18 protein-coding genes are annotated in these 23,339 nt (G+C 61.0%); 7 read left to right on the plus strand and 11 right to left on the minus strand.

The features are described from left to right. Window positions 1-247 precede the first annotated feature (247 nt). A complete protein-coding gene (locus EOS_RS12215; RefSeq protein ID WP_047846910.1) occupies window positions 248-1,201 on the minus strand; it encodes a 4-hydroxyproline epimerase in 954 nt (317 codons plus the stop codon). Between the two features lie 264 nt (window positions 1,202-1,465). On the opposite strand from EOS_RS12215, the gene EOS_RS12220 reads away from it, so the two are divergent. The 3 genes from EOS_RS12220 (at window position 1,466) to EOS_RS12230 (ending at window position 4,736) form a co-directional block, all read left to right on the plus strand. Continuing rightward, the gene (locus tag EOS_RS12220) at window positions 1,466-2,371 is read left to right on the plus strand and encodes a dihydrodipicolinate synthase family protein (protein ID WP_047846911.1); all 906 of its coding nucleotides are present in this window, start codon (window positions 1,466-1,468) and stop codon (window positions 2,369-2,371) included. Window positions 2,372-2,717: 346 nt separating this feature from the next. Next, window positions 2,718-3,221 carry a hypothetical protein gene (locus EOS_RS12225; RefSeq protein ID WP_047846912.1) on the plus strand — a complete coding sequence of 168 codons (504 nt, stop codon included), beginning with the start codon at window positions 2,718-2,720 and terminating at the stop codon, window positions 3,219-3,221. 165 nt (window positions 3,222-3,386) lie between these two features. Continuing rightward, window positions 3,387-4,736, plus strand: a complete 1,350-nt coding sequence (locus EOS_RS12230) for a DUF2325 domain-containing protein (RefSeq protein ID WP_047846934.1) — start codon at window positions 3,387-3,389, stop codon at window positions 4,734-4,736. Between the two features lie 13 nt (window positions 4,737-4,749). Here the strand turns inward: EOS_RS12230 and EOS_RS12235 are convergent, their stop codons facing one another. From EOS_RS12235 to EOS_RS47010, 3 genes are all read right to left on the minus strand, one after another. After that, on the minus strand, window positions 4,750-5,136 hold the full coding sequence (locus tag EOS_RS12235) for a winged helix-turn-helix domain-containing protein (protein WP_087881927.1): 387 nt from the start codon (window positions 5,134-5,136) through the stop codon (window positions 4,750-4,752). Window positions 5,137-5,218: 82 nt separating this feature from the next. Further along, on the minus strand, window positions 5,219-5,764 hold the full coding sequence (locus EOS_RS12240) for a nitrogen fixation protein NifQ (protein WP_047846914.1): 546 nt from the start codon (window positions 5,762-5,764) through the stop codon (window positions 5,219-5,221). A gap of 79 nt (window positions 5,765-5,843) precedes the next feature. Beyond that, window positions 5,844-6,434, minus strand: coding sequence for a hypothetical protein (locus tag EOS_RS47010; protein WP_160312483.1), 591 nt, complete (start codon window positions 6,432-6,434; stop codon window positions 5,844-5,846). Between the two features lie 544 nt (window positions 6,435-6,978). On the opposite strand from EOS_RS47010, the gene EOS_RS12250 reads away from it, so the two are divergent. From EOS_RS12250 to EOS_RS12265, 4 genes are all read left to right on the plus strand, one after another. After that, a complete protein-coding gene (locus tag EOS_RS12250) occupies window positions 6,979-7,836 on the plus strand; it encodes a M15 family metallopeptidase (RefSeq protein WP_047846935.1) in 858 nt (285 codons plus the stop codon). A gap of 91 nt (window positions 7,837-7,927) precedes the next feature. After that, the gene (tssM, locus tag EOS_RS12255) at window positions 7,928-11,806 is read left to right on the plus strand and encodes a type VI secretion system membrane subunit TssM (protein ID WP_047846916.1); all 3,879 of its coding nucleotides are present in this window, start codon (window positions 7,928-7,930) and stop codon (window positions 11,804-11,806) included. After that, window positions 11,803-12,792 carry a type VI secretion system-associated protein TagF gene (gene tagF / locus EOS_RS12260; protein ID WP_047846917.1) on the plus strand — a complete coding sequence of 330 codons (990 nt, stop codon included), beginning with the start codon at window positions 11,803-11,805 and terminating at the stop codon, window positions 12,790-12,792. The genes tssM and tagF overlap by 4 nt, the downstream gene beginning before the upstream one ends. A 4-nt stretch (window positions 12,793-12,796) precedes the next feature. Further along, the gene (locus tag EOS_RS12265) at window positions 12,797-13,687 is read left to right on the plus strand and encodes an OmpA family protein (RefSeq protein ID WP_047846918.1); all 891 of its coding nucleotides are present in this window, start codon (window positions 12,797-12,799) and stop codon (window positions 13,685-13,687) included. 78 nt (window positions 13,688-13,765) lie between these two features. On the opposite strand, the gene tssA is transcribed toward EOS_RS12265, so the two are convergent. From tssA to tssC, 7 genes are all read right to left on the minus strand, one after another. Then, window positions 13,766-14,875 (minus strand): type VI secretion system protein TssA, encoded by a 1,110-nt coding sequence (gene tssA, locus EOS_RS12270; protein WP_047846919.1) that lies wholly within the window; start codon window positions 14,873-14,875, stop codon window positions 13,766-13,768. Window positions 14,876-14,950: 75 nt separating this feature from the next. Continuing rightward, entirely contained in the window at window positions 14,951-17,587 is a 2,637-nt protein-coding gene (tssH, locus tag EOS_RS12275; RefSeq protein WP_047846920.1) for a type VI secretion system ATPase TssH, read from the minus strand. A gap of 40 nt (window positions 17,588-17,627) precedes the next feature. Further along, complete coding sequence (gene tssG / locus EOS_RS12280; RefSeq protein ID WP_047846921.1) at window positions 17,628-18,722, minus strand: type VI secretion system baseplate subunit TssG; 1,095 nt, start codon at window positions 18,720-18,722, stop codon at window positions 17,628-17,630. Further along, a complete protein-coding gene (tssF, locus tag EOS_RS12285) occupies window positions 18,686-20,524 on the minus strand; it encodes a type VI secretion system baseplate subunit TssF (protein WP_047846922.1) in 1,839 nt (612 codons plus the stop codon). The genes tssG and tssF overlap by 37 nt, the downstream gene beginning before the upstream one ends. Before the next feature lie 89 nt (window positions 20,525-20,613). After that, window positions 20,614-21,093, minus strand: coding sequence for a type VI secretion system baseplate subunit TssE (gene tssE / locus EOS_RS12290; protein ID WP_047846923.1), 480 nt, complete (start codon window positions 21,091-21,093; stop codon window positions 20,614-20,616). Between the two features lie 139 nt (window positions 21,094-21,232). Further along, complete coding sequence (locus EOS_RS12295) at window positions 21,233-21,772, minus strand: Hcp family type VI secretion system effector (protein ID WP_047846924.1); 540 nt, start codon at window positions 21,770-21,772, stop codon at window positions 21,233-21,235. A 70-nt stretch (window positions 21,773-21,842) separates the two neighbouring features. Beyond that, entirely contained in the window at window positions 21,843-23,333 is a 1,491-nt protein-coding gene (gene tssC, locus EOS_RS12300) for a type VI secretion system contractile sheath large subunit (RefSeq protein ID WP_047846925.1), read from the minus strand. Between the last annotated feature and the right edge of the window lie 6 nt (window positions 23,334-23,339).

A 23,339-nucleotide genomic window follows, 5' to 3' on the forward strand; every position in this document is an offset into this window, starting at 1 on the left:
GGCGCCGTGTTCGTGCGCAGCGTGCGCCGGACGGTCCGTTGTAATGGTCATTCGCGTCTCGCTGGCGTCGTCGGGTGCGCAAGGGCCGCATGCATTGGCGCGCACCGCACTGCGCCCGATTATAGAGGCGACAGACGTCCGTCAAAATTGGTGTTGACGACAGGGAGGCTTGGGGTTGGCCGCTGGGGCTAGATGGGGGGCGCCCGCGCGAGCTGGCCGCTGTGGGACACGACAGCCCTGTCGGCGATCATGCAGCGGGGATACCCCACGCGAACGGGTCGGTGTTGTCGAAGCACAAACCGCCTTCGGCCATGATGTGGGCGTGTCCGGTGATCGTCGGAATCACCGCTTGCCCGGCACGTTCGCCCGAGCGCCGATAGCTCGCCTCGAACACGCTGCCAATGATGCTTTCCTGCCGCCACACCTCACCCTCGGCCAGTTTATTGTCCGCGGCGAGACAGGCGACTTTCGCGCTCGTGCCCGTGCCGCATGGCGAACGATCGTAAGCGCTGCCGGGACACAGCACGAAATTGCGGCTATCGATTCCCTCACGCGGCGAGTCCGCAAACAGTTCGATGTGGTCGATCACCGCACCGTCCGCGCCCGTAATGCCTTGCGCTTGCAGTGCCTCGCGAATGGCATGGGTGAACGCGGTCAACCTGGCCAGATTCGTTACAACGAGATCCTGGCCATGATCGGCCACGAGGAAAAACCAGTTGCCGCCCCAGGCAATATCGCCCGTCAGCAATCCGTAGCCGTCGACCTGAACCGGGACTGCGCGCCGGTATCTATACGCCGGCACATTACGCACACTCACGCTGCCGTTCTGATGAAGCGTGGCCTCCACGACTCCCGCAGGCGTCTGGATCCGATGCGAACCCGGCTGGATCTTCCCCAGGTAAGCAAGGGACACAATCAGGCCGATCGTGCCGTGACCGCACATGCCGAGATACCCGACGTTATTGAAAAAGATGACAGCCGCCGCGTATTCGGGGTCATCCGGTTCACATAACAATGCCCCCACGATCACGTCCGAGCCGCGCGGCTCGGTGACCACGCCCGCGCGCCAGTTGTCGTGCTTCGTGCGAAGGTTTTCGAGGCGCTCGGCCAGCGTGCCGCCGCCAAGATCCGGTCCGCCCGACGTGACGAGGCGGGTCGGTTCGCCACCCGTGTGCGAGTCGATAAAGTGTAGGATTTTCATGCTGTCATCGTAGAAATTCGGACGGCGCGCGTCTTGGTGCCGCTAAGCGGATTTGATGCCGATTTCGGCATATATGATGCAGCCTTATCCGGTCGCTAAAGCGTCAGGATAAGCGGTGTTTCAACCTGATCCGGCCCGGAGCAAGCAAAACGCCAATCCTCGAAGTTGTGCCGAAATCGGCATCGTAATTGCGCGCAACATGCAAGACGGCTCTTTCTGCAATGCTTAGACTGCTCTCAACCGATCACTTTGAGGAGAGTTACCATGGCGCATATCTGGGAAGGTGTTATGCCCGCCGTCACCACCAAGTTCAATGCGGATTTCAGCATAGACCAAGCTTGGACGAAGAAGAATATCGAGGCGCAGATTGCGGCAGGCGTCGACGGCATCATCGTCTGCGGATCGCTGGGTGAAGCGTCTACGCTCTCGCTCGATGAAAAGCTGGACGTGCTGGATATCGCCGTCGATGCAGCGCAGGGACGCGTGCCGGTCCTCCTCACGATTGCGGAAAACAGCACGCTTGACGGTTGCCGCCAGGCCGAACTCGGCGTGAAACACGGCGCGGCTGGTTACATGGTGCTGCCGGGATTGCGATATTTATCGGACCGCCGCGAGACGCTCAACCACTTCCGTGTGGTCGCCAGCGCGAGTCCATTGCCGATCATGGTCTACAACAACCCGCTCGCGTATGGCGTCGATGTAACACCGGACATGTTCGCCGAACTCGCCGATGAAAAGAAACTCGTCGCGATCAAGGAATCGGCCGGCGACGTGCGCCGCTTCACGGACCTCATCAACGCAGTCGGCGATCGCTACGCGCTCTTTTGCGGCGTCGATAACCTCGCGATGGAAGCGTGCCTAATGGGTGCGCATGGCTGGGTCGCGGGGCTGGTGTGCGCGTTTCCCGAAGAGACCGTGGCAATCTTCAAACTGCTTAAGGCGGGGCGCCTGGAAGAAGCTCGCACAATCTACCGCTGGTTCGCGCCGCTGCTCGCGCTCGACGTCTCGGCGAAGCTGGTGCAGAACATCAAGCTGGCCGAAACAATGGTTGGCCTGGGCACGGAACCCGTCCGGCCGCCGCGCTTGCCGCTCGCAGGCGACGAACGCCTCGCGGTGGAAGCGCTGATCAAGCGTTCGATTGAAACCCGGCCGACCTTGCCCGCGTTTTGAATGGAGTGGTGTCGGCTGCGGCTTGTTTTCATTGGAACAAGTCCGCGGCCGCTGCAGCGTTACACCTGACCGATACGGCTTTACCCCCATTCGAAAAACGAGCCTCTTATGGCTTAGGTCACTGCATCGACCCATCTAGTGCGTAGCCGCCCGGCAGCGCATCTCAGTCACATCCAAAAACCTCAAAACCTGCAAAGCGCAGTCTAGCGCCAGCACGAACCCCAAGGCAAAAAATCCGCATTCGTTATATTCTACGGAATATCACGGTACTATTCTTTTGCGTTCGGTTTTCGCCCTGCCGGCGCAAAGAAACCGACCCAACCATTTGCATCTCGAGGATTTCCCCATGTCCGGGCAACAGGCATCGACACCCCGCGATCCCGCTTCCGTCCCGCTCCGGCACAACCTGTCGGTCGCGATCACGCCGCTCAACTCGGCGCGCGACCCCGAGCGTACCGAGGCGATCAGGGAAGTAGTCGATGCGTTCCGGAACCTGCGCGCCAGCGTGGCCCGTTTTGTCCTCATGCTGGAGGACATCCGCGGTAACGCCCGTTCCCTCGAGGCCACGACCGGCCAGTCGCTCGGAGACCTTTTATCGTCGCTTGAAGACCATGCCCGAGCACTCGGCTTCAGCCGCCTCGATGACCTGACGCTTGCAATAGAAGCCGCACGGTCGGCGGAACAGCAACGGGACCTGGTATTCCAGTCTTCTCCCGGCAGCGACACCGCCAGCCTTCAACACGTCGCGCGAGGCCTCGAACGCCTGGACGCCAACTTTGTCGGCCTGTGCGTCGAGCATGTGCTGGAGCGGCACTATCGGGACCGTGCAAGCAGCGGCGTGCCCGTCTGAGCAGCGCCCCTTACACGTCAAGACGAGCCAGTATTAACTCCGCCTAAACCAATGTCCGAATTCTCATCGTTATATTCAATGGTATATTTCGATATCCGTTCATCGAACAGGCTGAGGGCCGTTGTCTGTTCAGCCGCTTGAAATCCAGACCGACTCGAGGTGAATGTGCAATCCGTTCCCCCCTTCCGCCTTGCTCGTACGCCGTCCAATGAATCGACCAGCGCTGCGGGCACTTACGCCAGCCTGACGGACGCTTGCTGCGCGCCTACCGACGCGCAGCTTCGCAATCCGCATCGCCGGGCACGATTGACGGATCTGGACTCGCATTTGCATTGCTCGATCATCGGAACCTGCCTGAGCACCAACGAGCTCAGAAAACTCGTGCCGAAGTTTACGGATCTCGATCGGCAACACGCCACCGACCTGGAGATTCATCATGCCGCGGTGGAGCTGGCCATAGAGGGCGGCCCGGGCGCCAAGGCACTGCAGAAAGCACTCGATGCGCGTTACGCCGGCGCCGTGCGCCGCTTCGAAACGGCGAAGAGTACGGAAGCACTATTGGCGCTCTGGAAAGAGGCGCTCAAGAGCGGCGATATTCCGCCCGCGTACTGGGCGGTGATGACGCATCCACACGCCATCATGAGCGTGCGCCAGGCGGCATTCGGCGACCTGCATATGTTGTCGCATCTGGTGGGCGCGGCGAACCGGGCGGACATACGCCGGCTGGTTGCGCTCGAAGAAGAAAACGCGGCGCTCAAGGACAAGATAGAACGCCAGCAAGACAAGCTGCACGAATTGAGTACGGAGCGCGATGCATCAATACGCCACCTGAGCGCGCAAGTAGCCGAGCTGTCCGCGAAAGCCGAGCGCTCGCCAGGTACATCGGCGGCAAGCCTGGAAGCTGAAGTGATTGCCCTACGCGAAGCATTGGCCGCGCGCGATGAGCGCCTCGCGATTCACACGAGCCGCCGTGAAACCGCCGAGCAACGCGCGCTCGATGAACAGCGTTACGCACAGACCTTGAGCCAGCGTCTGGACGACACCATCGCCATGCTCAACGTGGTCCAGGCCGAATGCAACGCGCTGGAGCAGGCGCTGGCGGCACCGGGAGACGAAACCGGTTCAAACGGTTCAAAGACCCCGGACCTGACGAATCTGAGCGGCAAGCGCGTGGTTTATGTAGGCGGCCGTCCCGGTTCAAATGCAGCGTTAAGGCATCTGGTGGAATCGGCGGGAGGCGATTTTGTCGTGCACGATGGCGGTATAGAAGACCGCAAGGGAATGTTCGCCGCAGCCCTTCCGCGCGCGGATATTGTCGTGTTTCCGGTCGACTGTATCGACCACGATTCCATGAATCTGCTCAAGCGGGTATGCGACCGTCATCAGGTCGACTATCACCCGCTGAGAACCGCGAGCGTGGCAAGCTTTGTCGAATTGATGACGCGGCTCGGCCGGGCGTCGTCGCAGTCCGGCAATACGCCGCCGGCCTCGAGGTTCTGCCTGCGGCACGGCTAAGCTTTACGTTGAATCAGCGCTTCATCAGCCTGGTCAGCGCAGAAATCTGCGGCGCGCAGGTCTTGGCCGCTTCTGCTTCAATCTCACGATAAAGCCGCACGATCTTTTCGCCGACGGGCGTCAGCACACAACCGCCACCCGCCGAGCCGCCCGTTTCCGAAGACGTTGCGGGCGCCTTGAGCGTGCGGTTCAGTTCGTCGATGAGCAACCACGCGCGCCTGTACGACATGCCGAGGCTGCGCGCGGCAGCCGAGATCGAACCATGTTGATGCACGGCCTCGAGCAAATCAATTTTCCCGGGGCCGATTGCCACGGCATCCGCCTGGCGAATGCGCATGCGGAAACGCACTTCAGGCTGACGGGATAGGGAAGTCGCTGGATCTTTGATGGATTTAGCCATGCGCGAAAGCATACACGAGCACGGCGGAGCCATGCTCGGCGACTTTACTAGCTCGCTTGATGACCGCGAGGAACCGCGCCCTTCACGTTTTATCGCCGAAGCACAAGCCAAAATCCTCGCAGCCTGGACATCCCGGCGCCGGCTGCGGCGTCATGCCGAGCGACAGCGCAAGCTCACGCGCGAGGAATTTTTTCCAGCGCATCCCGTCCACATTGCGTGCCACCAACGCAGGGAAATACCGGCTGAGCATGTCCGTGACTTCGTCGCGGCCGGTAAGCCCGAGATCGCGCCACAGATGATCCGGCCTCAGGCACGCATGGGCGATGATCGATGCAAGGCATTCGGTATCGGCCATGTCAGTGACGCCGCTTGCATGACTTAGCAGGAAGGCGTTAAGCATGGTGACGAACCTGGCCTGCTCTGCCGACCGAATCGATATGCCCACGCTCGGCGAGCGCATCGCGCCAAAGTGCCGACCGTATAGCGACGCCAATTGTTCCTGCGACAACCCCAGCAACGAAGCTTCATCGTGCGCGGCAATCAGCGTGGCGAACAACTCAGTGTCGGGGGAACGGGGATCAACCGAGGCGGCCAGCAATTCGGCGCGCGTTGCATGAGGATGTGTCATTGCCAACTATGCGTGGAAGGTGTCCGGGTACCCTCCTGGCTTTACGCGCCATGTGCACCCCGACCCAATTTACTCCTTCCTAATTGCGGCTGTTGTTCGTTGTCGACGCTGCCGGGCACGCGGGGTCCTTGCCCCAGTGTCCGTCGCAGACACGCCAGCGGCAAATCTCGTCCGTGAAGAAGTTGTCCTTGCCACATTCTTTCAAGCGGGCGGCCAGTCCCGCGTCGGCCTTCGCGGACAGTTTGGTCGCAGCTGTATCACGCTTGTCCGTAGCGGGCGGCGTGTAGGGTTTGGTGCGCGAGACGAGCGCGGCAAGCAGGTCGACGTCCTGATCTTCCGGCTTGCCCGCGTTTTGCGCGGGCGGGCGCTTCTTGTCCTGCGCGGCAAGCGTCTCCTGCCTGGGCGTCTTGCTGTCGCGTGCTTCGCGCACATCCTGCCTCAATGATTTCCTGGCGGCCTTCGCGTCGCCCTGTGCGACGGTCGTCTTCTCAGATTTCGTGGCCTTCTTGCCGGAGACATCCGTCGTGTTCGCCACCTTGTTGGCTGGTGCCGCAGCGGACGCTGCAAGTTCCTCCGATGCGCCGTTCTCGAGCGCGCTCGCAATCCGGCCCGTTGTCTTCAGTGTCGCATTGTCGTCGGCCGCGACGATCGAGGCTGCCTGCGAAGTCACCGCCGGAGCCTGGGCACCTGCAACTTGCACGGTCGCGCCGCTGGTGGCCTTGAGCGCTGCCGCGGTATTACCCGCGGCACTCGCCGGCTGGGTGGATGCACCTGCTACGGCAACTGTTTTATTTCCATTTGCACCGGCCTGGGCGCTTATTGAAGAATCAGTCGGGGAGTTGGTCCGAGAATCAGTCCGTGCATCACGGAGATAATGCCAACCACCCCACGCGGCCGCGCCCGCTATCAAAAGAGCCAGCAGCGCATAAGCCGATTTAGAGCGCCGCGGGCGTTCTGGCCCGCTTTCCACCCGCCCTTCAAGACTGGCAAGAATTCGGGAGCTATTTGCGTGCTCGGCCTTCTCCTTGCCGGAAAGGAGGCTAGGCGGCGCTTTGGAATTCGACGGGTCCGGCACACTCATTAAAATGTCTCGTTGATACTTGATTAAATTTTCCCGGATAATACGCCGGAAGCGGCTTCCAGTGGTTCAATGGACGCCTGATTCTAAAAGCAAGCATTACAAAATACAACGGCCAGAAATTCCGGGGCAGACCGTGATCGCAGTCGCAATTTTCGCGTATTTCCTCATTGTTGTCGCAATAGCCGCACTGGTGTTCTTGCCAGGACTGCGGTCGGCGGCATTCAGAGTTTTATTTCAATGGTTTGACAACCTGCGAATCCGGGCGTCCGCCAGGCGGGCCTTTGCTAAAGATCGACTGGCTTATTCGGTCAAAATTTCCCGCAGCTCGGTAATCGATGCGCATCGTGTTGTTGTCGGCAAGCGCTTGCTGATTTTGTCCACCGCGGGTATTCTTGTCGCGCCGCCATTAGTCGCACTCATATTGCGAAAGGTATTGCAACAGCGCCAATTGTTCCAGTATGACGAAGACCTGCGCGTTCCCGACGAGAAAATAGCAACGCTTCTTAACGGCGAGCAACTTGTTCCGCCGCCGCCTTTACCACCGGATGTGTTTGCAACACGCGAAGTCGAGCAGGTCCGGCCCGCCTTGAAGGACGCAAGCCGCGACTGGAATTTGCTGGATCCCGATTTTCGGACGCGTTTGTTGCTCGTGTACAAAATCATGCGCGAACAACATGGATACGAAATGGCGCTATTGGAAGGATACCGAAGCCCGGAACGCCAGAATCGATTGGCGCAAATGGGGAACAATATAACCAACGCCGGGGCGTTTCAGAGCTATCACCAATATGGCCTTGCCGCAGATAACGCTTTCTTGCAAAACGGGAAGATTGTAATTTCCGAAAAGGATCCCTGGGCAATGCGGGGTTATCAGTTGTATGGCGAGACTGCCGAATCGGTCGGGCTGACCTGGGGCGGCCGCTGGAAATTGATGGATCTCGGCCATGTCGAGTACCACAAGCCTGGCTTCAAGATCGGGCAGGCGCATTGAACGCTTCACTGGACACCCTGTTCCAGCGCTCGCCGTTGCGTCGCCGCCATTCGCGCGGTTGCCATGAAAACTTCAAAGACCTGACTGCACTATGCGACGTTTCCTGAACGTGTTGACCCGATCGCGCACGCTGACCATCGTCGGCGCCATCACGCTGGCCGCATTCCTCTTCGTCGTTGCCGACCTGTTCCAGATCGACTGGATCTGGCCCGCCATGGTCTTCGGCGTCGCGGCGCTGTTGTGGCTGCTCTCGTGGGCGTGGAAGCGTCACAAGACGCGGCGTGCCAACGCGAAACTGGGCGACATGCTCGAACAGCAGGCGGAAACGGGCCGCGGGCATGCATCGGCGGAACCGGGCAAGCAAGCCGAACTGGAAACGCTGCGCGCACGTTTGTCGGCTGCGGTCAAAACCATCAAGACATCGAAAATCGGCCAGGCCTCGGGCGGCGCTGCGCTCTACGAGCTGCCCTGGTACATCGTGATCGGCAACCCGGCTGCGGGCAAAAGCAGCGCGGTGTTGAACTCCGGCCTGCAATTCCCTTTCGCGGACAAGAACGATGCCGTGGTCCACGGCATTGGCGGCACGCGCAACTGCGACTGGTTTTTCACGACTGAAGGCATCCTGCTCGATACCGCCGGGCGCTACTCCATTCACGAAGAGGACCGCAGCGAATGGCTCGGTTTTCTCGGCCTGCTCAAGCGCTATCGGCCGAAGGCGCCGATCAACGGCATCATTGTTACGGCGAGCATTGCCGAGCTCACCAACAATCGTCCCGAGTTTGCAATCAACCTGGCCAAGAATCTGCGCCAGCGCGTGCAGGAACTGACCGAGAAGCTGGAAGTGTTCGCACCGGTCTACGTGATGTTCACCAAGGCCGACCTGATCACCGGCTTCACCGAATTCTTCAGCGGCAACGAGAAACAGGAATACGACCGCGTCTGGGGCGCGACCCTGCCCTACGAGCCGGATGAAAAGCGCGACGTCGTCGGCCTCTTCGACACACGCTTCGACGAACTGCATGAAGGCCTGAAAGAAATCAGTATCGCGCAGATATCGATGAACCGCGGCCTCAAGTTGTCGCCGGGGCAACTGAGTTTTCCGCTCGAATTCTCGGCGATCAAGCCGACCTTGCGCACCTTTCTCGCGACGCTGTTCGAAAACAATCCGTTCCAGCACAAACCCATTTTCCGCGGTTTCTATTTCACCAGCGCACTGCAGGAAGGCGTGACCAACAGCGCGGCGACACAACGCATTGCGCATCGTTTCGGACTGGAAGGCGAGGGATTGCCCAAAGCGCAAAGCGCGTTTTCGAAGAACGGCTTCTTCCTGCGCGACCTGTTCTCCAAGGTCATCTTTGCGGATCGCGAGACCGTGCGCCAGTTTGCGAGTCCGATCAAGACACGCACGCGCTACACCGCGTTCTTCGGTTTCGTCGCCGTCCTTGCACTGTTGCTTGGCGGCTGGACCTGGTCGACCATTGGCAACCAGCAGCTTGCATCGCATGTCGCGGCCGATCTCGACAAGGTGGTGAAGCTGCAGCAGAACCGCAACGACCTGCAGTCGCGGCTCGAAGCCATGGACATCCTCGAAGACCGCATCGAGCAGCTCGACCAGTTCCGGCGTGAACGGCCGCTCTCGGTGTCGCTCGGGCTGTATCAGGGCGATCGTCTCGAACAGCATCTGCTCACCGAGTATTACTTCGGGGTGAAGCAACTGCTGCTCGCGCCGGTATCGGCGAACCTTGCTTCGTTCATGAAGGACGTCAACGCGCATCCTGAGCAACTTTCGCCCATGACCCGTCCGCCCGAATCCGGTGCGATGGCGGTATCGACGGCGAATGCGCGCAACGCGATGGCCGCGGCGAACAACAATGGCGGCCTCTATAACGACGCCTCGCCGTCCAACGTGGAAGACGCCTACAACGCGCTCAAGACCTACCTGATGCTGAGCGACAAGCGGCATGCGGAGACCGCTCATTTGACGGATCAGGTCGCCCGTTTCTGGCGCGGCTGGCTGGAGCAGAATCGCGGCAACATGCCGCGCGACGAGATGATCCGCAGCGCCGAACGCATGCTCACGTTCTACCTGTCGCGCGTCAATGACAACGACTGGCCGATGATCGATTCGAATCTGGCGCTCGTCGACCAGACGCGCGAAAACCTTCGTCATGTAGTGCGCGGCTTGCCGGCTCGCGAACGTGTCTATGAGGAAATCAAGGCCCGTGCCTCCACCCGTTTCGCGCCCATGACCGTCGCGCGCATCGTGGGCGAGGACAACAACGGCCTGGTCGCCGGCAGCTACGCCATTCCCGGCACCTTCACGCGAGAAGCATGGAGTGACTACGTGCAGCCCGCGATCCGTGATGCCGCGACCAAGGAACTGCAAGCGAAGGACTGGGTGCTCAACGTGTCCGCACACGACGACCTGACGCTCGAGGGCAGCCCCGAGCAAATCCAGAAGGCGCTCGTCGCGATGTACAAGACCGAGTATGCGGCCCAGTGGACCCGCTTCATGCAGGGTGTCGTGGTGCAAAGTTTCGGCAGCTTCGGGCAAGCGGTCGATTCGATGAACCGGCTCGGCGATCCGCAAGATTCGCCCATCCGCAAGGTGCTTGAAACCGCGTACGAACAGACTTCGTGGGACAACCCGTCGCTTGCCTCGGTACAAGTCGACCGCGCGAAGGCCAGCGCAATGGAACGTGCGAAGAGCTGGATCACGAACCTTTTCTCGCGCTCGTCCAACGGTGCGATCAACGCGAACATCGACCTCAACGGCCGCCCCGTGCAACTGCCGATGGGTCCGGTCGGGCAGGAGTTCTCCGGGCTCGCGCGCATTGTCGTGAAGCATGACAGCGGCTCGCTGCTACAGAACTACATGGACTCGCTCTCCAAGGTTCGAACCCGCTTCAACGTCCTCAAGAACCAGGGCGATCCGGGACCGGGTGCTCGCCAGTTGATGCAGCAGACACTCGATGGCAGCGGCTCGGAACTCGCAGACTCGCTGAAACTGGTGGATGAGCAGATGCTCAACGGCCTCACCGAGTCGCAGCGCAGAGGCTTGCGCCCCCTGCTCGTGCGCCCGCTGATGCAGGCTTATGCAGTGATCATCCAACCGGCTTCCGTCGAGGTGAACAAGGTGTGGAACGCGCAGGTTTATCAAACATTCCAGTCGTCGCTCGCCGGCAAGTATCCGTTCTCGGCTAACGGCAAGGTGGAGGCAGGGGCCGGCGAGATTGCGCAGGTGTTCGGGCCGGACGGCTCGATCGCGAAGTTCGTGGGGACGACCCTCGGACCGCTCGCGGTACGTCGCGGCGATGCGCTGAGCGCGCGGACCTGGGGTGACATGGGCCTCGCGCTGACGCCTGCATTCACTAACGGTTTTGCGGGCTGGGTCGCGCCGCTTGGCGGCGGTGCATCGACCGGCGCTGCCGGTGGCGCCGGCTCGGCGGAACCGCAGACAGTGTTCCAGATCCTGCCTCAGCCGAGCTCCGGCACGACCGAATTCACCTTCGAGATCGACGGCCAGCAACTGCGCTATCGCAACACGCCGCCGCAGTGGACCAACTTCGTGTGGCCGAATCCGCAGGGAACGCCCGGCGCGCATCTGAGCGCAACCACGTTCGATGGCCGCACGGTCGAGCTGGTCAACGAGCCGGGCCGCTACGGTCTCGAGAAACTGATCAACGCGGCGCAACGCAAGCGCCGTCCTGACGGCACCTTCGATCTCACCTGGACGCAGGGCAGCGTGTCGATCTCGGTGAGCATGCGGATCATCAGCTCGGCGCAGGCGGCCGGCGCCGGTGGCGGCAGCAGTGGAGATCAGCCTCAGCGACAGAGCCTTCGCGGCTTGCAACTGCCTTCATCGGTAGCCGACGTTGCAGCCGCGGCGGGCATGAAGGCGGTGCCCGTGGCACCGGCCGGATCCAGACAAACTGCTGCCGCGGCATCGGCTATTGGAGACACGCAATGACGCAGACCGTACAGGCGCAGGTCGCGTACTTCGGCAAGATTCCATCGCGCGGTGACTTCGTGAAGAGTGCGAACAATCCGCAATTGCTGAACACGCTCGACCGCTATGTGGCACAAGGCATGGAACTGCTCGCGGAAGATCCGCGCTGGAAGATCGTCTACGACGAAGCCAAGCCGGTTCACTTCGCCTTTCTCGGCTCGCAGAGCAAGCTTGCCATTGCCGGCCACATGGTGACGAGCCACGACCAGTCGCAACGCCGCTTTCCGTTTCTCGCGGCGGCGGCGCTTGAAGTCGACCGGCCGCTGAGCTTCCTGCCGCGCAGCCCGCTCGCCTTCGCGCGCCTGTGGTCGCGTATCGCGACGCAGATGCAGCCGCTGCTCGGCGACGTCGAGCCGCCCGGCGCATTGCAAGCGCTGGCGGAAACGCAGATTGCCGTCGATATCGATTCGCAGCGCAATCCGCACGACGGCACCTTCGCCGATTTCGTCGAGCATCAGACGCTCGCGGGCCTCGAGCAGATGCTGCTTGCAAACGGTCATCCGGTACGCCTGCGCGGCGCGATGCTTGCGCTCGGGTCGCTGCTCAAGCCGGTGATGGCAAGCGGCTCGTCGCATCTCGAACGCGGCCTCACGCTGCCGCTGCCGAACGATCCGTTCTACCGGAGCCTGGTTGCGGCGCTCTGGCTCGAACTGATCGCGCCCTTCGTCTCGCAGGCTGATTTCGAACTGGCGATCTTCATCGGCACGATTGCTTCGCGCGAGCGGCTGGTGGTCGGCTTCAACGGCGCCTCGGCGAAAACCTTGCACAGCATTGTCGATCCACAGGTCTATGCGGCTCACAACATCGATATCGACGATCCAGAGTGGATCGACGCACATGCACAAAACGATCATGGCATCAGCAAGCTCGTTAGTTATCTCGATCAACCGCAACTCTCGCTGCGTGTCGCGATCGACACGTTCCGCGAGGTTTTCATCGGAGCTTGAGCGCATGCGTTCGATCGTAGCCCTGTGCTTGCTGTTCAGCGCGCTAAGCGTGCATGCGCAGACCGTCAATCCGGTCGCGGGCGACCCGGTGAAGACCACGGCGTTACCCGCGACTTCAGTGCCGGCTCCGGCTTCGCCGGCCTTGCAGAATCCCAATGCAACGGGTGCGATCGTCTCGGCGCCTGCGACGGCCAACACGGTGCCGGGACAGGTCGTGGCCGGCGGCACCGTTCCGGACGAAGCGACCAAGGCAGCCGTGCTTGCGCGTTTGCGCGATACGTATGGCGCGAGCAATGTGGTTGATCAGATCGAGATCGGCGATGTAGCGACGCCGCCGAACTGGGGCGCCAATGTGCAGAAGCTGATCAACCCGCAGTTGAAGCAGATCAGCAAGGGGCAGTTGAGGATCGACGGTACGGCGATCGATGTGAAGGGCGAAGTACGTAATGAGGCGCAACGCCAGCAGATTGCAAGCGATATGGCCAACTCACTGAACCCTACCTACACGATCAAGAATGGCCTTCGTGTCACGGCGTCGGAACAGGGATTACTCGACCGGACGTTGGCTAATCGCACGATTGAATTTGAAACTGGCAGCGCGACTTTGACGCCGCAAGGACGGGCTATTCTCGATCAGATGGCAGCCGTGCTGGTGAAGATGACAACGCGCACAGTCGAAGTCATTGGGCATACCGACAACGCGGGCAACCGTAGTTCGAACGTTGCGCTGAGCCAGGCACGGGCGGACGCGGTGAAGGGGTATCTGGTCGCGAAAGGAATCAGTCCGCAGACGCTGAATACGACGGGTGTCGGACCGGATCAGCCGATTGCATCGAACGATACGAATGAAGGCCGGGCGCGCAATAGACGGATCGAGTTTCGCGCGGGACAGTGAAGGGGCTCAATGAGGGGCTCAGTGAGTTTTCATTCGTACCGATGAACCCAGAGGGTTCTGCCGGCGCGAACGAAACGATTATTCCGGCAAACCCTTCACCCCCAGCAACTCGCGAATATGCGCGAGCGACGCATCGTCCTTCACCACGGTGGTCAGCCATTCGTGCAATGGCATATCGGCCCACTCGGCGGCCTTATCGGCGAGATACGCCACCGGACTGTGAGGTTCCGTACGCCGGAAAAACGCGGCCACCTCGCGCAATTGCGCCACCGCTTGAGCCCGCGCCTGGGCACCGCTCGCACTTGCTGTTATCGGCATCGACATAAACACAGGCTCCTCACGACCAGGCGCAACAGGTTGCGGCTCAAATGACGGCTCAACGCGCAACGGCGCTTCCCGAACAACCAGCTTCGGTGCTTCGGCAGCAGCACCGACACCACTTTCACGAGCGAAACGCTCGGCCAGACGGTACACCGTCTCGTACGCATCCCTGGCCCGCCGGAAGCTCGGCGCACTCTCCCCCGCGCGGTGATCGAGTTCCTTCTCCAACGCGAGCATCGCCACTTCGAAAGCTGCCAGTTGCCCAAGCAGCGCTGCATAAAAGGACGTAGGCGTGGCTCGTCGCGACGCCTCGATAGCCTCGACCGATGGCTTGCCGCGCATGATGTCGTCGGCATGTTCAGGGTCGCGCTTCACCGCTTGCGCGGCATGCGTGGCCACCTCCCAGTCAAGCGCGCTATAACGTTCTCCGCCAGCATCCGTCAACGCCACGCCACGCAACAACTCAGCACTGCGGCCAACAAGCCACGCTACGTTGCCAAGGCGGTATTCAGCATCATCCCCCTCAGGCAGCGGATGAACGTGGTCCCAAAAGCGCTCGCACAACCCCTTGAGCAGGGTGAAACCGTCGGTGAGTCCCGGCAAGCCGTTGCGCATGGCAAGAGCTTCAGTCAACCAGACCGCGAGACGCAAATCCTTCGTCTGCGTTTTCAGCAACACAGTGCTGCGTTCAATCACGAAGGGCCAGTCGGCTTCCTTGATCTCGGTGACCCACTCACCCTGGTCGAGCGAAGGATCGTCAAAGCGGCGCGCTTGCTGAACGGCGTCGAAGTCCGAAGAAAACAGCAAGTCATCGCCGCAAGGCGACGACGCGGAAACAGGGTCGAGTAAGACGGAGGTCGTTGACATGACTCAATTCAAACGTTTAGTACTGCAACTATCTTGGTTGTTTCAGGGGTACGAGCGTAGGTCATGCTCGAACCCTCACTCGATCGCATAGCTGAACCCGCCGCCCTCATCGGCGCCCGCACCAATGCGCTTGATCGCCGCTCCGCTCGCCATGCGTTCGAGCACATGCCCGGCAATCTCCGGCAGCAAGGTCCCGCTGAGAATGTGATCGACGTTGCGCGCGCCCGAATCGACCTCCGTACACCGCGCGAGCACCGCGTCCACGAGACTTTCATCCCATTCGAACACAGCCTTGTGGTTAGCCTCGATCCGCCGCGCAATGCGCCCAAGCTTCAGTTCGATGATCTCGGCCAGCACGTCGTCAGGGATCGGATAGTACGGAACGACCTTCATGCGCCCAAGGAAAGCCGGCTTGAATACCTTGTATAGCTGAGGCCGTAACATCTCGGCCAGCGCGTCGGCGCTCGGCAGTTCGTCGTCGGGCTTGTTGAGGCAAGCCGTCATCACCGCGGCAGACCCGACGTTCGATGTCAGGATGATCAACGTATTTCTAAAGTCGATCTCGCGACCTTCGGCGTCGTCCATCGTGCCTTTGTCGAAGACCTGGAAGAACATTTCCAGCACGTCGGGGTGCGCCTTCTCCACCTCATCCAGCAACACCACCGAATAGGGATTGCGCCGCACGGCTTCGGTCAGCACACCGCCCTCGCCATACCCGACATATCCGGGCGGCGAACCTTTGAGCCCCGATACGCTATGCGCTTCCTGATATTCGCTCATGTTGACAGTGACGAGCTTGCGCTCGCCGCCGTAGAGCACATCGGCTAGTGCGAGCGCGGTTTCAGTCTTGCCGACACCTGACGGCCCGACGAACATGAACACGCCCCGTGGTTTGTTCGGGTCCTCGAGATTCGCACTGGCAGTACGCACGCGCTGGGCAATGGCCTCGAGCGCATGATCCTGACCGATGACCCGTGCGGCAAGAAGCGCCTTCAGGTTAAGTACGGTCTGCAGTTCGTTTTTCACCATGCGTCCGAGCGGGATGCCAGTCCACGATGCAACGATCTCCGCTACAACATGGCCATCCACCTGAAGCGGTACGATCGGCTGCGCGCTCTGCAGCGTACGCAGTTCGTTCACCCGCTCATCGAGCGTTGTGCGAATTGTCTGGAGGTCGACCGGCGTGTGCCCGTCGCGGGCCGAATCAATCTGACGGCGCAACTCTTCGATCTCGTTGACCAGCAAACGCTCTTGCTGAAACCGAGCTTCGTCGCGGGCAAGCAACTCGACATCCTGTGCACGCGCTTCACACAAAACCGCAATGCGCTCGCCATGCGCGGCGCCGCTTGCCGCTTCGCGTTCGAGCGCGGCAAGCTCGACATCGGTTCGCTCGATGCGCTTCTTTGTATCGTCGATCACGGCCGGCGTCGAACTCTGTGCGAGCGCGACTTTCGCACACGCCGTGTCCAGCACGCCGATGGCCTTGTCGGGCAACTGCCGGCCGCTGATGTACCGGTGCGACAGGCGCACGGCTTCCGTGATGGCGTCGTCGAGAATGCGCACGTTGAAGTGCTTCTCCATCAGCGCGCTCATGCCACGCAGCATCGCGGCAGCAAGCGGCTCGCTCGGCTCCTCCACCTTGACCACTTGAAAGCGTCGCGCGAGCGCAGCGTCCTTTTCGAAGTACTTCTTGTACTCGCTCCAGGTCGTCGCGGCGATGGTGCGCAGCTCGCCGCGTGCCAGCGCGGGTTTCAGCAGATTGGCCGCATCGTTCTGTCCAGCCTGCCCGCCCGCACCGATGATCGTATGCGCTTCATCGATAAACAAGATGATCGGATGCGGACTCTTCTTCACTTCGTCGATCACCTGCTTCAGGCGATTCTCGAACTCGCCCTTCACGCTCGCGCCAGCTTGAAGCAAACCCATGTCGAGCACATGCAGGGCGACGTCACGTAGCGGCGTCGGCACGTCGCCGGCGGCAATGCGCAACGCGAGTCCCTCGACCACGGCGGTCTTGCCGACACCCGCCTCGCCGGTCATGATCGGATTGTTCTGGCGGCGCCGCATCAGGATGTCGATGGCCTGGCGAATCTCCGCTTCACGGCCAATCACCGGATCGATCCTGCCTTCGCGAGCACGCGCCGTGAGATCGCTCGTATAAGTGTCAAGCGCCGGTGTCTTGGAGGGTCCCGTCTGCGGCAAGGACGCTGACTCTTCAGCGGGCGTGGGTGCCTGCGCCTCGATCGATCCTTCGGTTAGCTGATCGAATTCGTGTTTAAGCCGATCAACCCGAACCGATGCAAACAACGGCGACATGCGTTGCGCGAACTGCGCGAGATCCGGTGCATTGGTCAGCGCAAGCAGCAAATGGCCTGAGCGGATCCGTCCGATCTGCGAATCAAGCGATGCAATCAACCATGCCTGTTCGAAGAGCGCGATCAGGTGAACGGAAAAAACGGGCGTGCGCGTGTTGCCGGTTTGCAGCCGTGACAGTTCCCGCTCGAGGTCGCGCCGGACAGCCGCCTGATCGATGTTGCTTGCACGCAGGACGAGCAACACGTCGCTTGCCGGCTCCTCGAGCAAAGCAAGGAACAGGTGTTCCAGCTCGACTTCATAGTGGCCGCGCGAAAGGCAGGCACTCGCGGCGCGCTCGGTTGCCTGACGGCAGGTCGGGTTCAGCTTGGCGATCAGGGTTTTTAGCGGCGTGCTCATGAGGGACGTCCAGTAATGTCGTTGCGTGGTTCTTGATGCGTCAGGAGACGACGTGAAGTTCGTAACATGCGTCGGCACGATCTCGCCGCGCCCGCTTCGTACAGAGAAATGCATCCCAGCCGAGACGCGCGCCGAGACCCAGATGACTCGGCCCGACCTCCTCGCGACGCAGCACAAGGGACACCTCGTATTCGAGCGTTACGCCGGCCAGCAGTGTCAACATGCGTTCCAGCGCAAGCGCATTCCCGGCGCCTGGCAAGAACGCCTCATAGTCCTTTTTCGACAGCGGCCCGACGACCAGCCGCGCGCGCATGTCACGCTGCCATACACGCCGGCCGGCCAGCGCCGTAGCGCCCAGCGTTGCATTGACGCCGCCAAGCACGCTCAACTGTTCGCGCGGCACGTCATACCAGCGGCCGATGAATTGCTCCACGCGAATGGGTACGCCAAAGTAATCAGACAAGGTGCGCTGCAGATAAGCAGCCGACACCGGCCGATGCCGCGCCGCAAGCGCATAACCTGCAATGGCTTCGTCGAAAAGCGCACCCGGTCCGCCCTGCAGCTCGGCACGCGTCTCTTCGTGCGAGACGCCCGCCAGCGAAAGCAGCAGCGGCAAGTAGCGCTGGTCCCGGTCGATCTCGTAGTGAAGCGGCAGCCGGTACTTCTTCCATGCTGCATAAAACAACGCCGTTGCGCGGTTCGAGAACATGTCGAAAAACTCGCGCGCCGCGTAGTCCTTATGCGCTTGCTCGCGGCCGGCAATCTGCTCCGTATAAGCAAGCGGCAACGCACCCTGCACGCCTAGCAAGCCAAAGAAGGCCGGCGTGATTTCAACCCGGCTCAAGCCCCCGTTTGCCAACGCTTGCGTGCGGGCCAGCTTGCTCTTCAACGCCGTGTTGTCGTGATCGAACGATGTCGCGGCCTGGATCTCACTGGGGGGAAACGACAGTGACAAGCTGTTGCGAAATGAGACATGCCTGGCGACGACATCGCCGCGGGCGCGACCGTCATCGGCCGCCTCTCGCGCGAACGCTATTTCGAGCAGGCGCACCGCCTGAAAAAATTCAAAGCGATGCGGCTCGTCGAGCAGTCGCTCGACTACAGCAGGATCGATTCGCCGCTGCGGGGTTTGCATCGCAGGATCTCCTCGCCGGTCCGCTTCGAGACGACGACCAGTTGCACAAAGCTGTTCAGGTGCACATATAGCCCAAAGAACGTGTCGATCACACGCACGAAGGAGCCGAGGCTCGTGCCGACGAAATGCTGCTCGTCGATCGTGAGGCGTATTTCGATGCCGCGCACAAAGGTGGCGAACGGCTTGCCAGGAAGCCACTGGATGGCCGGCCGCTGTTCGATGGCGGTGATGCCCTCAATATGCCGCGCCGAGACGGCCGTGCGCCGCAGGTCATAAATGCGCAGCAGTTCCTTGAGCGCCGAGACGCCGCTTTGAGCGAGCGATACGTGATTGAGCGCGAGATGCGAAATCAGCCGCCAGTGCGCGGCACGGCCCCGTTCAAAACGCACGCTCGGCGTCGCCCGCCGCAGCATGCGCACACCGCTCACGAGCGAGTCGCCCTCCAGAAACAAGTCGCCGCCGTCGAGCCCGAAGGCAAGTTGCGACGGCAGGTCGCGATTGGTGCAAGTAAGCTCGAGACTCAGCGTGTCCGTCTGCGGCTGCAGCGGCTCAAAGTCGATGTCGACAATGGAGATTTCCGTTTCGTAGCCCGGGCTCGTTTTTGCAACCGAGTCGTCGCGGCGAGCGAGCCAGTAATGACCCGCCTGCCCGCTTTCGCCATGATGCAGCGAATAGAACGGCCGGAATTCGATTACGGATTCGCCGTCGGCCTGCTCACGCACGAGATGCACCGAGTCGATCGAGCACACCTCGTACGCGGATGCGCGGCGCCCGTCACAAATGACCGGATACGCCACCGCCTGATGCGTCACACGGATAGGATCCCCATGCTGCTTGAAGAGATTCACGATCGGCGAGCAAAACAGCCTCAAATGGTCCTTCGACAAACCGTCGAGCATCCGCGCGGTTTGCGAGTCGCTGCGTATTTCCTTCAGCACCAGATGCAGCGTAATGCGGCTGCATCGGCCGCCTGCTCGCGTCATCGCGGCGAAATCGAAATCGATGAAATTGAATTTCTCGGGGAACGCGAAATACTCGGTCAGCAAGCGATACGCCGGATGCGACTTCTCCGGGTAATCGATGAGCGCATCGCGCTCGCTGAAACCCGATTGCTCGACGGCGGAATCCTGAAGCTTTTTCCACTTGCCGCTGCCATCTACTTCAACGTAGCTCGCCGTGGTGTTGACGAGAAGGCAGTCAGCCAGCGCCGCAACGAACGACTGTTCGCCGTGCAGATGCACACGAACCTGGTCCAACGCGAGCGTAGCCAGGTCGAGCTGCGCTGCGGTCGATTCGAACGTGACGGAGATCAGTGCTGCGGCATCCCGAGGCAGGACCGTCGCGCTCGGTGCCGATGCAACCGGTGTGTACTTCGCCTCGACAATACCAAGCGGCGCCAGCACGACGTCGTAGGCGTTGCGAAAGCGGCACTGCACGCCGCGAATCGGCCGGGACTTCAACTCGGTCCCGCGTTCGATCGTGGCAGTCCCGGTGAGCTGGCCGAGCGTCTGCCCCGGGTCGAACTGCGCGATCGAACACGAGGGAAACGGCCGCAAGTAGTGCGGATAAAGTACTTCCAGCAGCGCTTCCGTAAACTCGGGGTAATCGTCGTCGAGCTTCTTGTTGATGCGTGCCCCAAGCAACGCGAACGACTGGATCATGCGCTCGACGTGCGGGTCTTCCGCGTGCTCGCCCGACATGGCGAGACGCGCTGCGATCTTCGGATACCGAAGCGCAAAGTCGCGCGAATAACGCCTCAGGAACGACAGCTCGCGCTCGTAATACGGCAGCAGTTCTTCCATTGCTCAAATCCCCGTCTCCGCGTCTTGCACGGATGCTGCCTTACATCAAAACCAGACGACACATTAAAGGTCGCTGCTCCGGGCGCGCTTCAAAGCTTCGCCCGCGAACGCGTCACGGAGTATTGCAGCGTGGACGGCAGCAACATGGCGTCGAAGCTGACCGGCTCTTCGGCCGGATGCACGATCAACACGGCGCGGATCGCGAAGTTGAGCGCGCTGGTGGACTGCTCGTTCAGTTCCAGCTTCACCGATACCTGCTGCAAACGCGGCTCGTGCCGTGCAATAGCCTGCTGGATCGACTGGCAAATGAACACGCGGTCGTAGTGGCTTGCGAGGCTCATTCCGGCAAAGTCGTTAAGCCCATAGGTCAGGATGGAGAACTGACATTCCGGCAACGCAGCCAGATGGGCCTGCGTGAAAGCGATGCGCGTGTTCAGGAGCGATTCGACATCGCGGGCCACCGTGCTCTTCAGTTCTTCAAGCGACAATTGACGCAGCGCGGCCGAAGCCGGTTCGTACGGATCGTCGTCGAACAGTTTGTCGAGAAAGCTCGGCTCAAAACGTTTCATGAAGCCCCGCTTTTCTTGCGTACGAAACTTGGCGTACGAAAGCGACGCCGGCGCCGGACGCGGATGCGTACCGGCCCCAGGCGTCGCAACATCGGCCAGGATGCGCCGGAACTCCCTGGAACTCCTCGGAACCCGAGGATCAGACCGCGTAGGTCTTGTCGTTCTTGGTCAGACTCCAGGCACCTTGCGCATTACCGCTCTGGTTGCCGCCGATCTTCTGTTGCGTGTACTTCCACTGCACAGCTGCATACTTCAGCGAGAACTGCTCGGACGGCAGGCTGGCAGTCGTGGAGGAACCCGTCGTGGCCGCCGTGGCGGGCGCGTTGATACTCGGATTGATGCTGGAGATGATCACGTACTTGAGCTTCACTTCAAGGTACTTGATGCGATTGCCCTCGCCATCCGAGCGCATGAAGTCGATGGTGACTTCGTCGAATGTCGTGCCGCCGGAAGCGTGCTGGTACATGAGCGGGCTGACGACGTCGATGTCCTTCGTGAACACCATGTCGCCATGCTCGCAACGCTCGGACGTGTGACCGCCGGCAGTGGACGCCGTCGCCGAGCGCGGCTGGGTGATAGCGTGGCTCCACGAATCGATCTCGACCCAGTTCGCGTGGTCCTTGTCCTGCGATTCGCCTTTGATCGCGGGATTGCCAAACTTCAAGTAGATGTCCTTCATACCTCGACTCCCCATAGAGTGGTTTTATAGCCGGCCCGGACGGCGTCCAGGCCACACGCAGTCATGCCGTTCAGGAAGAAGCGGGCTTCGGTAGATCTGCGACAAGCCGCAGCGAAATCGATAGTTCGTCCAGTTGAAAATGCGGACGCAGGAACGCCACGGACCGGTACGAACCCGGCTTCCCGGGAATCTCTGCCACTTGTATGGATGCCTCGCGCAGCGGGAACTGCGCCTTCTGTTCCTGGGTCGCGTTGTCGTCAAGCAGCACATACTGCGAGATCCAGCGATTCAGGAACACTTCGACGTTCTGAGCCGAGGCGAAACTGCCAATCTTGTCGCGCATCATGGCCTTCAGGTAATGCGCCACGCGCGATACCGAGAAGATGTACTGCAACTGAGCGGACAGGACCGAGTTGGCGTTCGCGCTGTCGGTGTTGTATTTCTTGGGCTTCTGTACCGATTGCGCAGCGAAGAAGGCAGCGTAGTCGGAGTTCTTGCAGTGAACCAGCGGAATGAAACCGAGGTCGCTCAGTTCTTTCTCGCGACGGTCCGTCACCGCGATTTCAGTCGGGCACTTGAGCGCCACTTCACCGTCATCCGTCTTGAAGGTGTGCGTCGGCAAGTCTTCCACCAGACCGCCGCCCTCTACGCCGCGAATGGCCGCGCACCAGCCGAAGTCGTCGAACGCGGCGGTCAGGCGCGCAGCAAACGCCCATGCAGCGTTACACCACAGGTACTTGGCGTGGTCCGTGCCGTCCACGTCTTCAACGAAATTGAAGGACTCGGCGGTCTGGCCATCTTTAGGATTGAACGGCAGGCGACCGAGAAAACGCGGCAGCGTGAGGCCAACGTAGCGCGAGTCTTCCGAATCGCGGAACGACTTCCACTTCGCGTACTCGACGGTATCGAACACCTTGCCGAGATCGCGCGGCCGGCCAAGGTCGGCAAAGCTTTCGAGGCCGATGAGTTCCGGCGACGCCGAGGCGATGAACGGCGCGTGCGCGGCAGCGGCGACGTGCGACATCTGTTCGATGAAGTACATGTCTTCCGGCTGCCGCGTCACTTCGAAGTCACCGATCAACGCACCGAAGGGCGCGCCGCCGAAGGTGCCGAATTCTTCTTCGTAGACTTTCTTGAAGAGTGCGCTCTGATCGAACTCGATGGCCGTCTTGAAGTCGCGCACGATGTCGCGCTTGGGCGCATGCAGCGCCTTGATCTTGACCGTCGTGCCGGTGTTGCTTTCTTTGCACAGGTAGTCGAGGCCGCGCCATGTGCTCTCCAGGCGCTGGAATTCCGGCGCATGCATCACGGCGCTCAGTTGCGCGGAAATCAACTGGTCGAGTTCGGCGACACGCGCATCGATAGTGGCCGACAAGTTGTTCGATACGACCACCGTGCCGCCGAGCACCTGATTCACCAGCTCGCCGATCAGGTCCTTGGCGCGCGCGTGTTCGGAGTGAGACTTCGCGACCTTGCTCTTCTCGACGATCTCGTCGAGCAGCGACGGAGCCGCTTCGGATTGTTGCGTGCCGACCTGTGCCGCAGCCGTTTGCTGATTCATTTCACA

Origin of the sequence: Caballeronia mineralivorans PML1(12), assembly GCF_001028175.1 — a bacterium.
GTDB classification, from domain to species: domain Bacteria; phylum Pseudomonadota; class Gammaproteobacteria; order Burkholderiales; family Burkholderiaceae; genus Caballeronia; species Caballeronia mineralivorans.

Excerpts from the sequence above, each read along its gene's own strand:
- tssC (WP_047846925.1), bottom strand. The coding sequence starts at position 23,333 with ATGAATCAGCAAACGGCTGCGGCACAGGTCGGCACGCAACAATCCGAA.
- EOS_RS12295 (WP_047846924.1), bottom strand. The coding sequence starts at position 21,772 with ATGAAGGACATCTACTTGAAGTTTGGCAATCCCGCGATCAAAGGCGAA.
- tssF (WP_047846922.1), bottom strand. The coding sequence starts at position 20,524 with ATGGAAGAACTGCTGCCGTATTACGAGCGCGAGCTGTCGTTCCTGAGG.
- EOS_RS12240 (WP_047846914.1), bottom strand. The coding sequence starts at position 5,764 with ATGACACATCCTCATGCAACGCGCGCCGAATTGCTGGCCGCCTCGGTT.
- EOS_RS12235 (WP_087881927.1), bottom strand. The coding sequence starts at position 5,136 with ATGGCTAAATCCATCAAAGATCCAGCGACTTCCCTATCCCGTCAGCCT.
- tssM (WP_047846916.1), top strand. The coding sequence starts at position 7,928 with ATGCGACGTTTCCTGAACGTGTTGACCCGATCGCGCACGCTGACCATC.
- tssH (WP_047846920.1), bottom strand. The coding sequence starts at position 17,587 with ATGAGCACGCCGCTAAAAACCCTGATCGCCAAGCTGAACCCGACCTGC.
- tssG (WP_047846921.1), bottom strand. The coding sequence starts at position 18,722 with ATGCAAACCCCGCAGCGGCGAATCGATCCTGCTGTAGTCGAGCGACTG.
- tssA (WP_047846919.1), bottom strand. The coding sequence starts at position 14,875 with ATGTCAACGACCTCCGTCTTACTCGACCCTGTTTCCGCGTCGTCGCCT.
- EOS_RS12220 (WP_047846911.1), top strand. The coding sequence starts at position 1,466 with ATGGCGCATATCTGGGAAGGTGTTATGCCCGCCGTCACCACCAAGTTC.
- EOS_RS12215 (WP_047846910.1), bottom strand. The coding sequence starts at position 1,201 with ATGAAAATCCTACACTTTATCGACTCGCACACGGGTGGCGAACCGACC.
- tssE (WP_047846923.1), bottom strand. The coding sequence starts at position 21,093 with ATGAAACGTTTTGAGCCGAGCTTTCTCGACAAACTGTTCGACGACGAT.
- EOS_RS12225 (WP_047846912.1), top strand. The coding sequence starts at position 2,718 with ATGTCCGGGCAACAGGCATCGACACCCCGCGATCCCGCTTCCGTCCCG.
- tagF (WP_047846917.1), top strand. The coding sequence starts at position 11,803 with ATGACGCAGACCGTACAGGCGCAGGTCGCGTACTTCGGCAAGATTCCA.
- EOS_RS12265 (WP_047846918.1), top strand. The coding sequence starts at position 12,797 with ATGCGTTCGATCGTAGCCCTGTGCTTGCTGTTCAGCGCGCTAAGCGTG.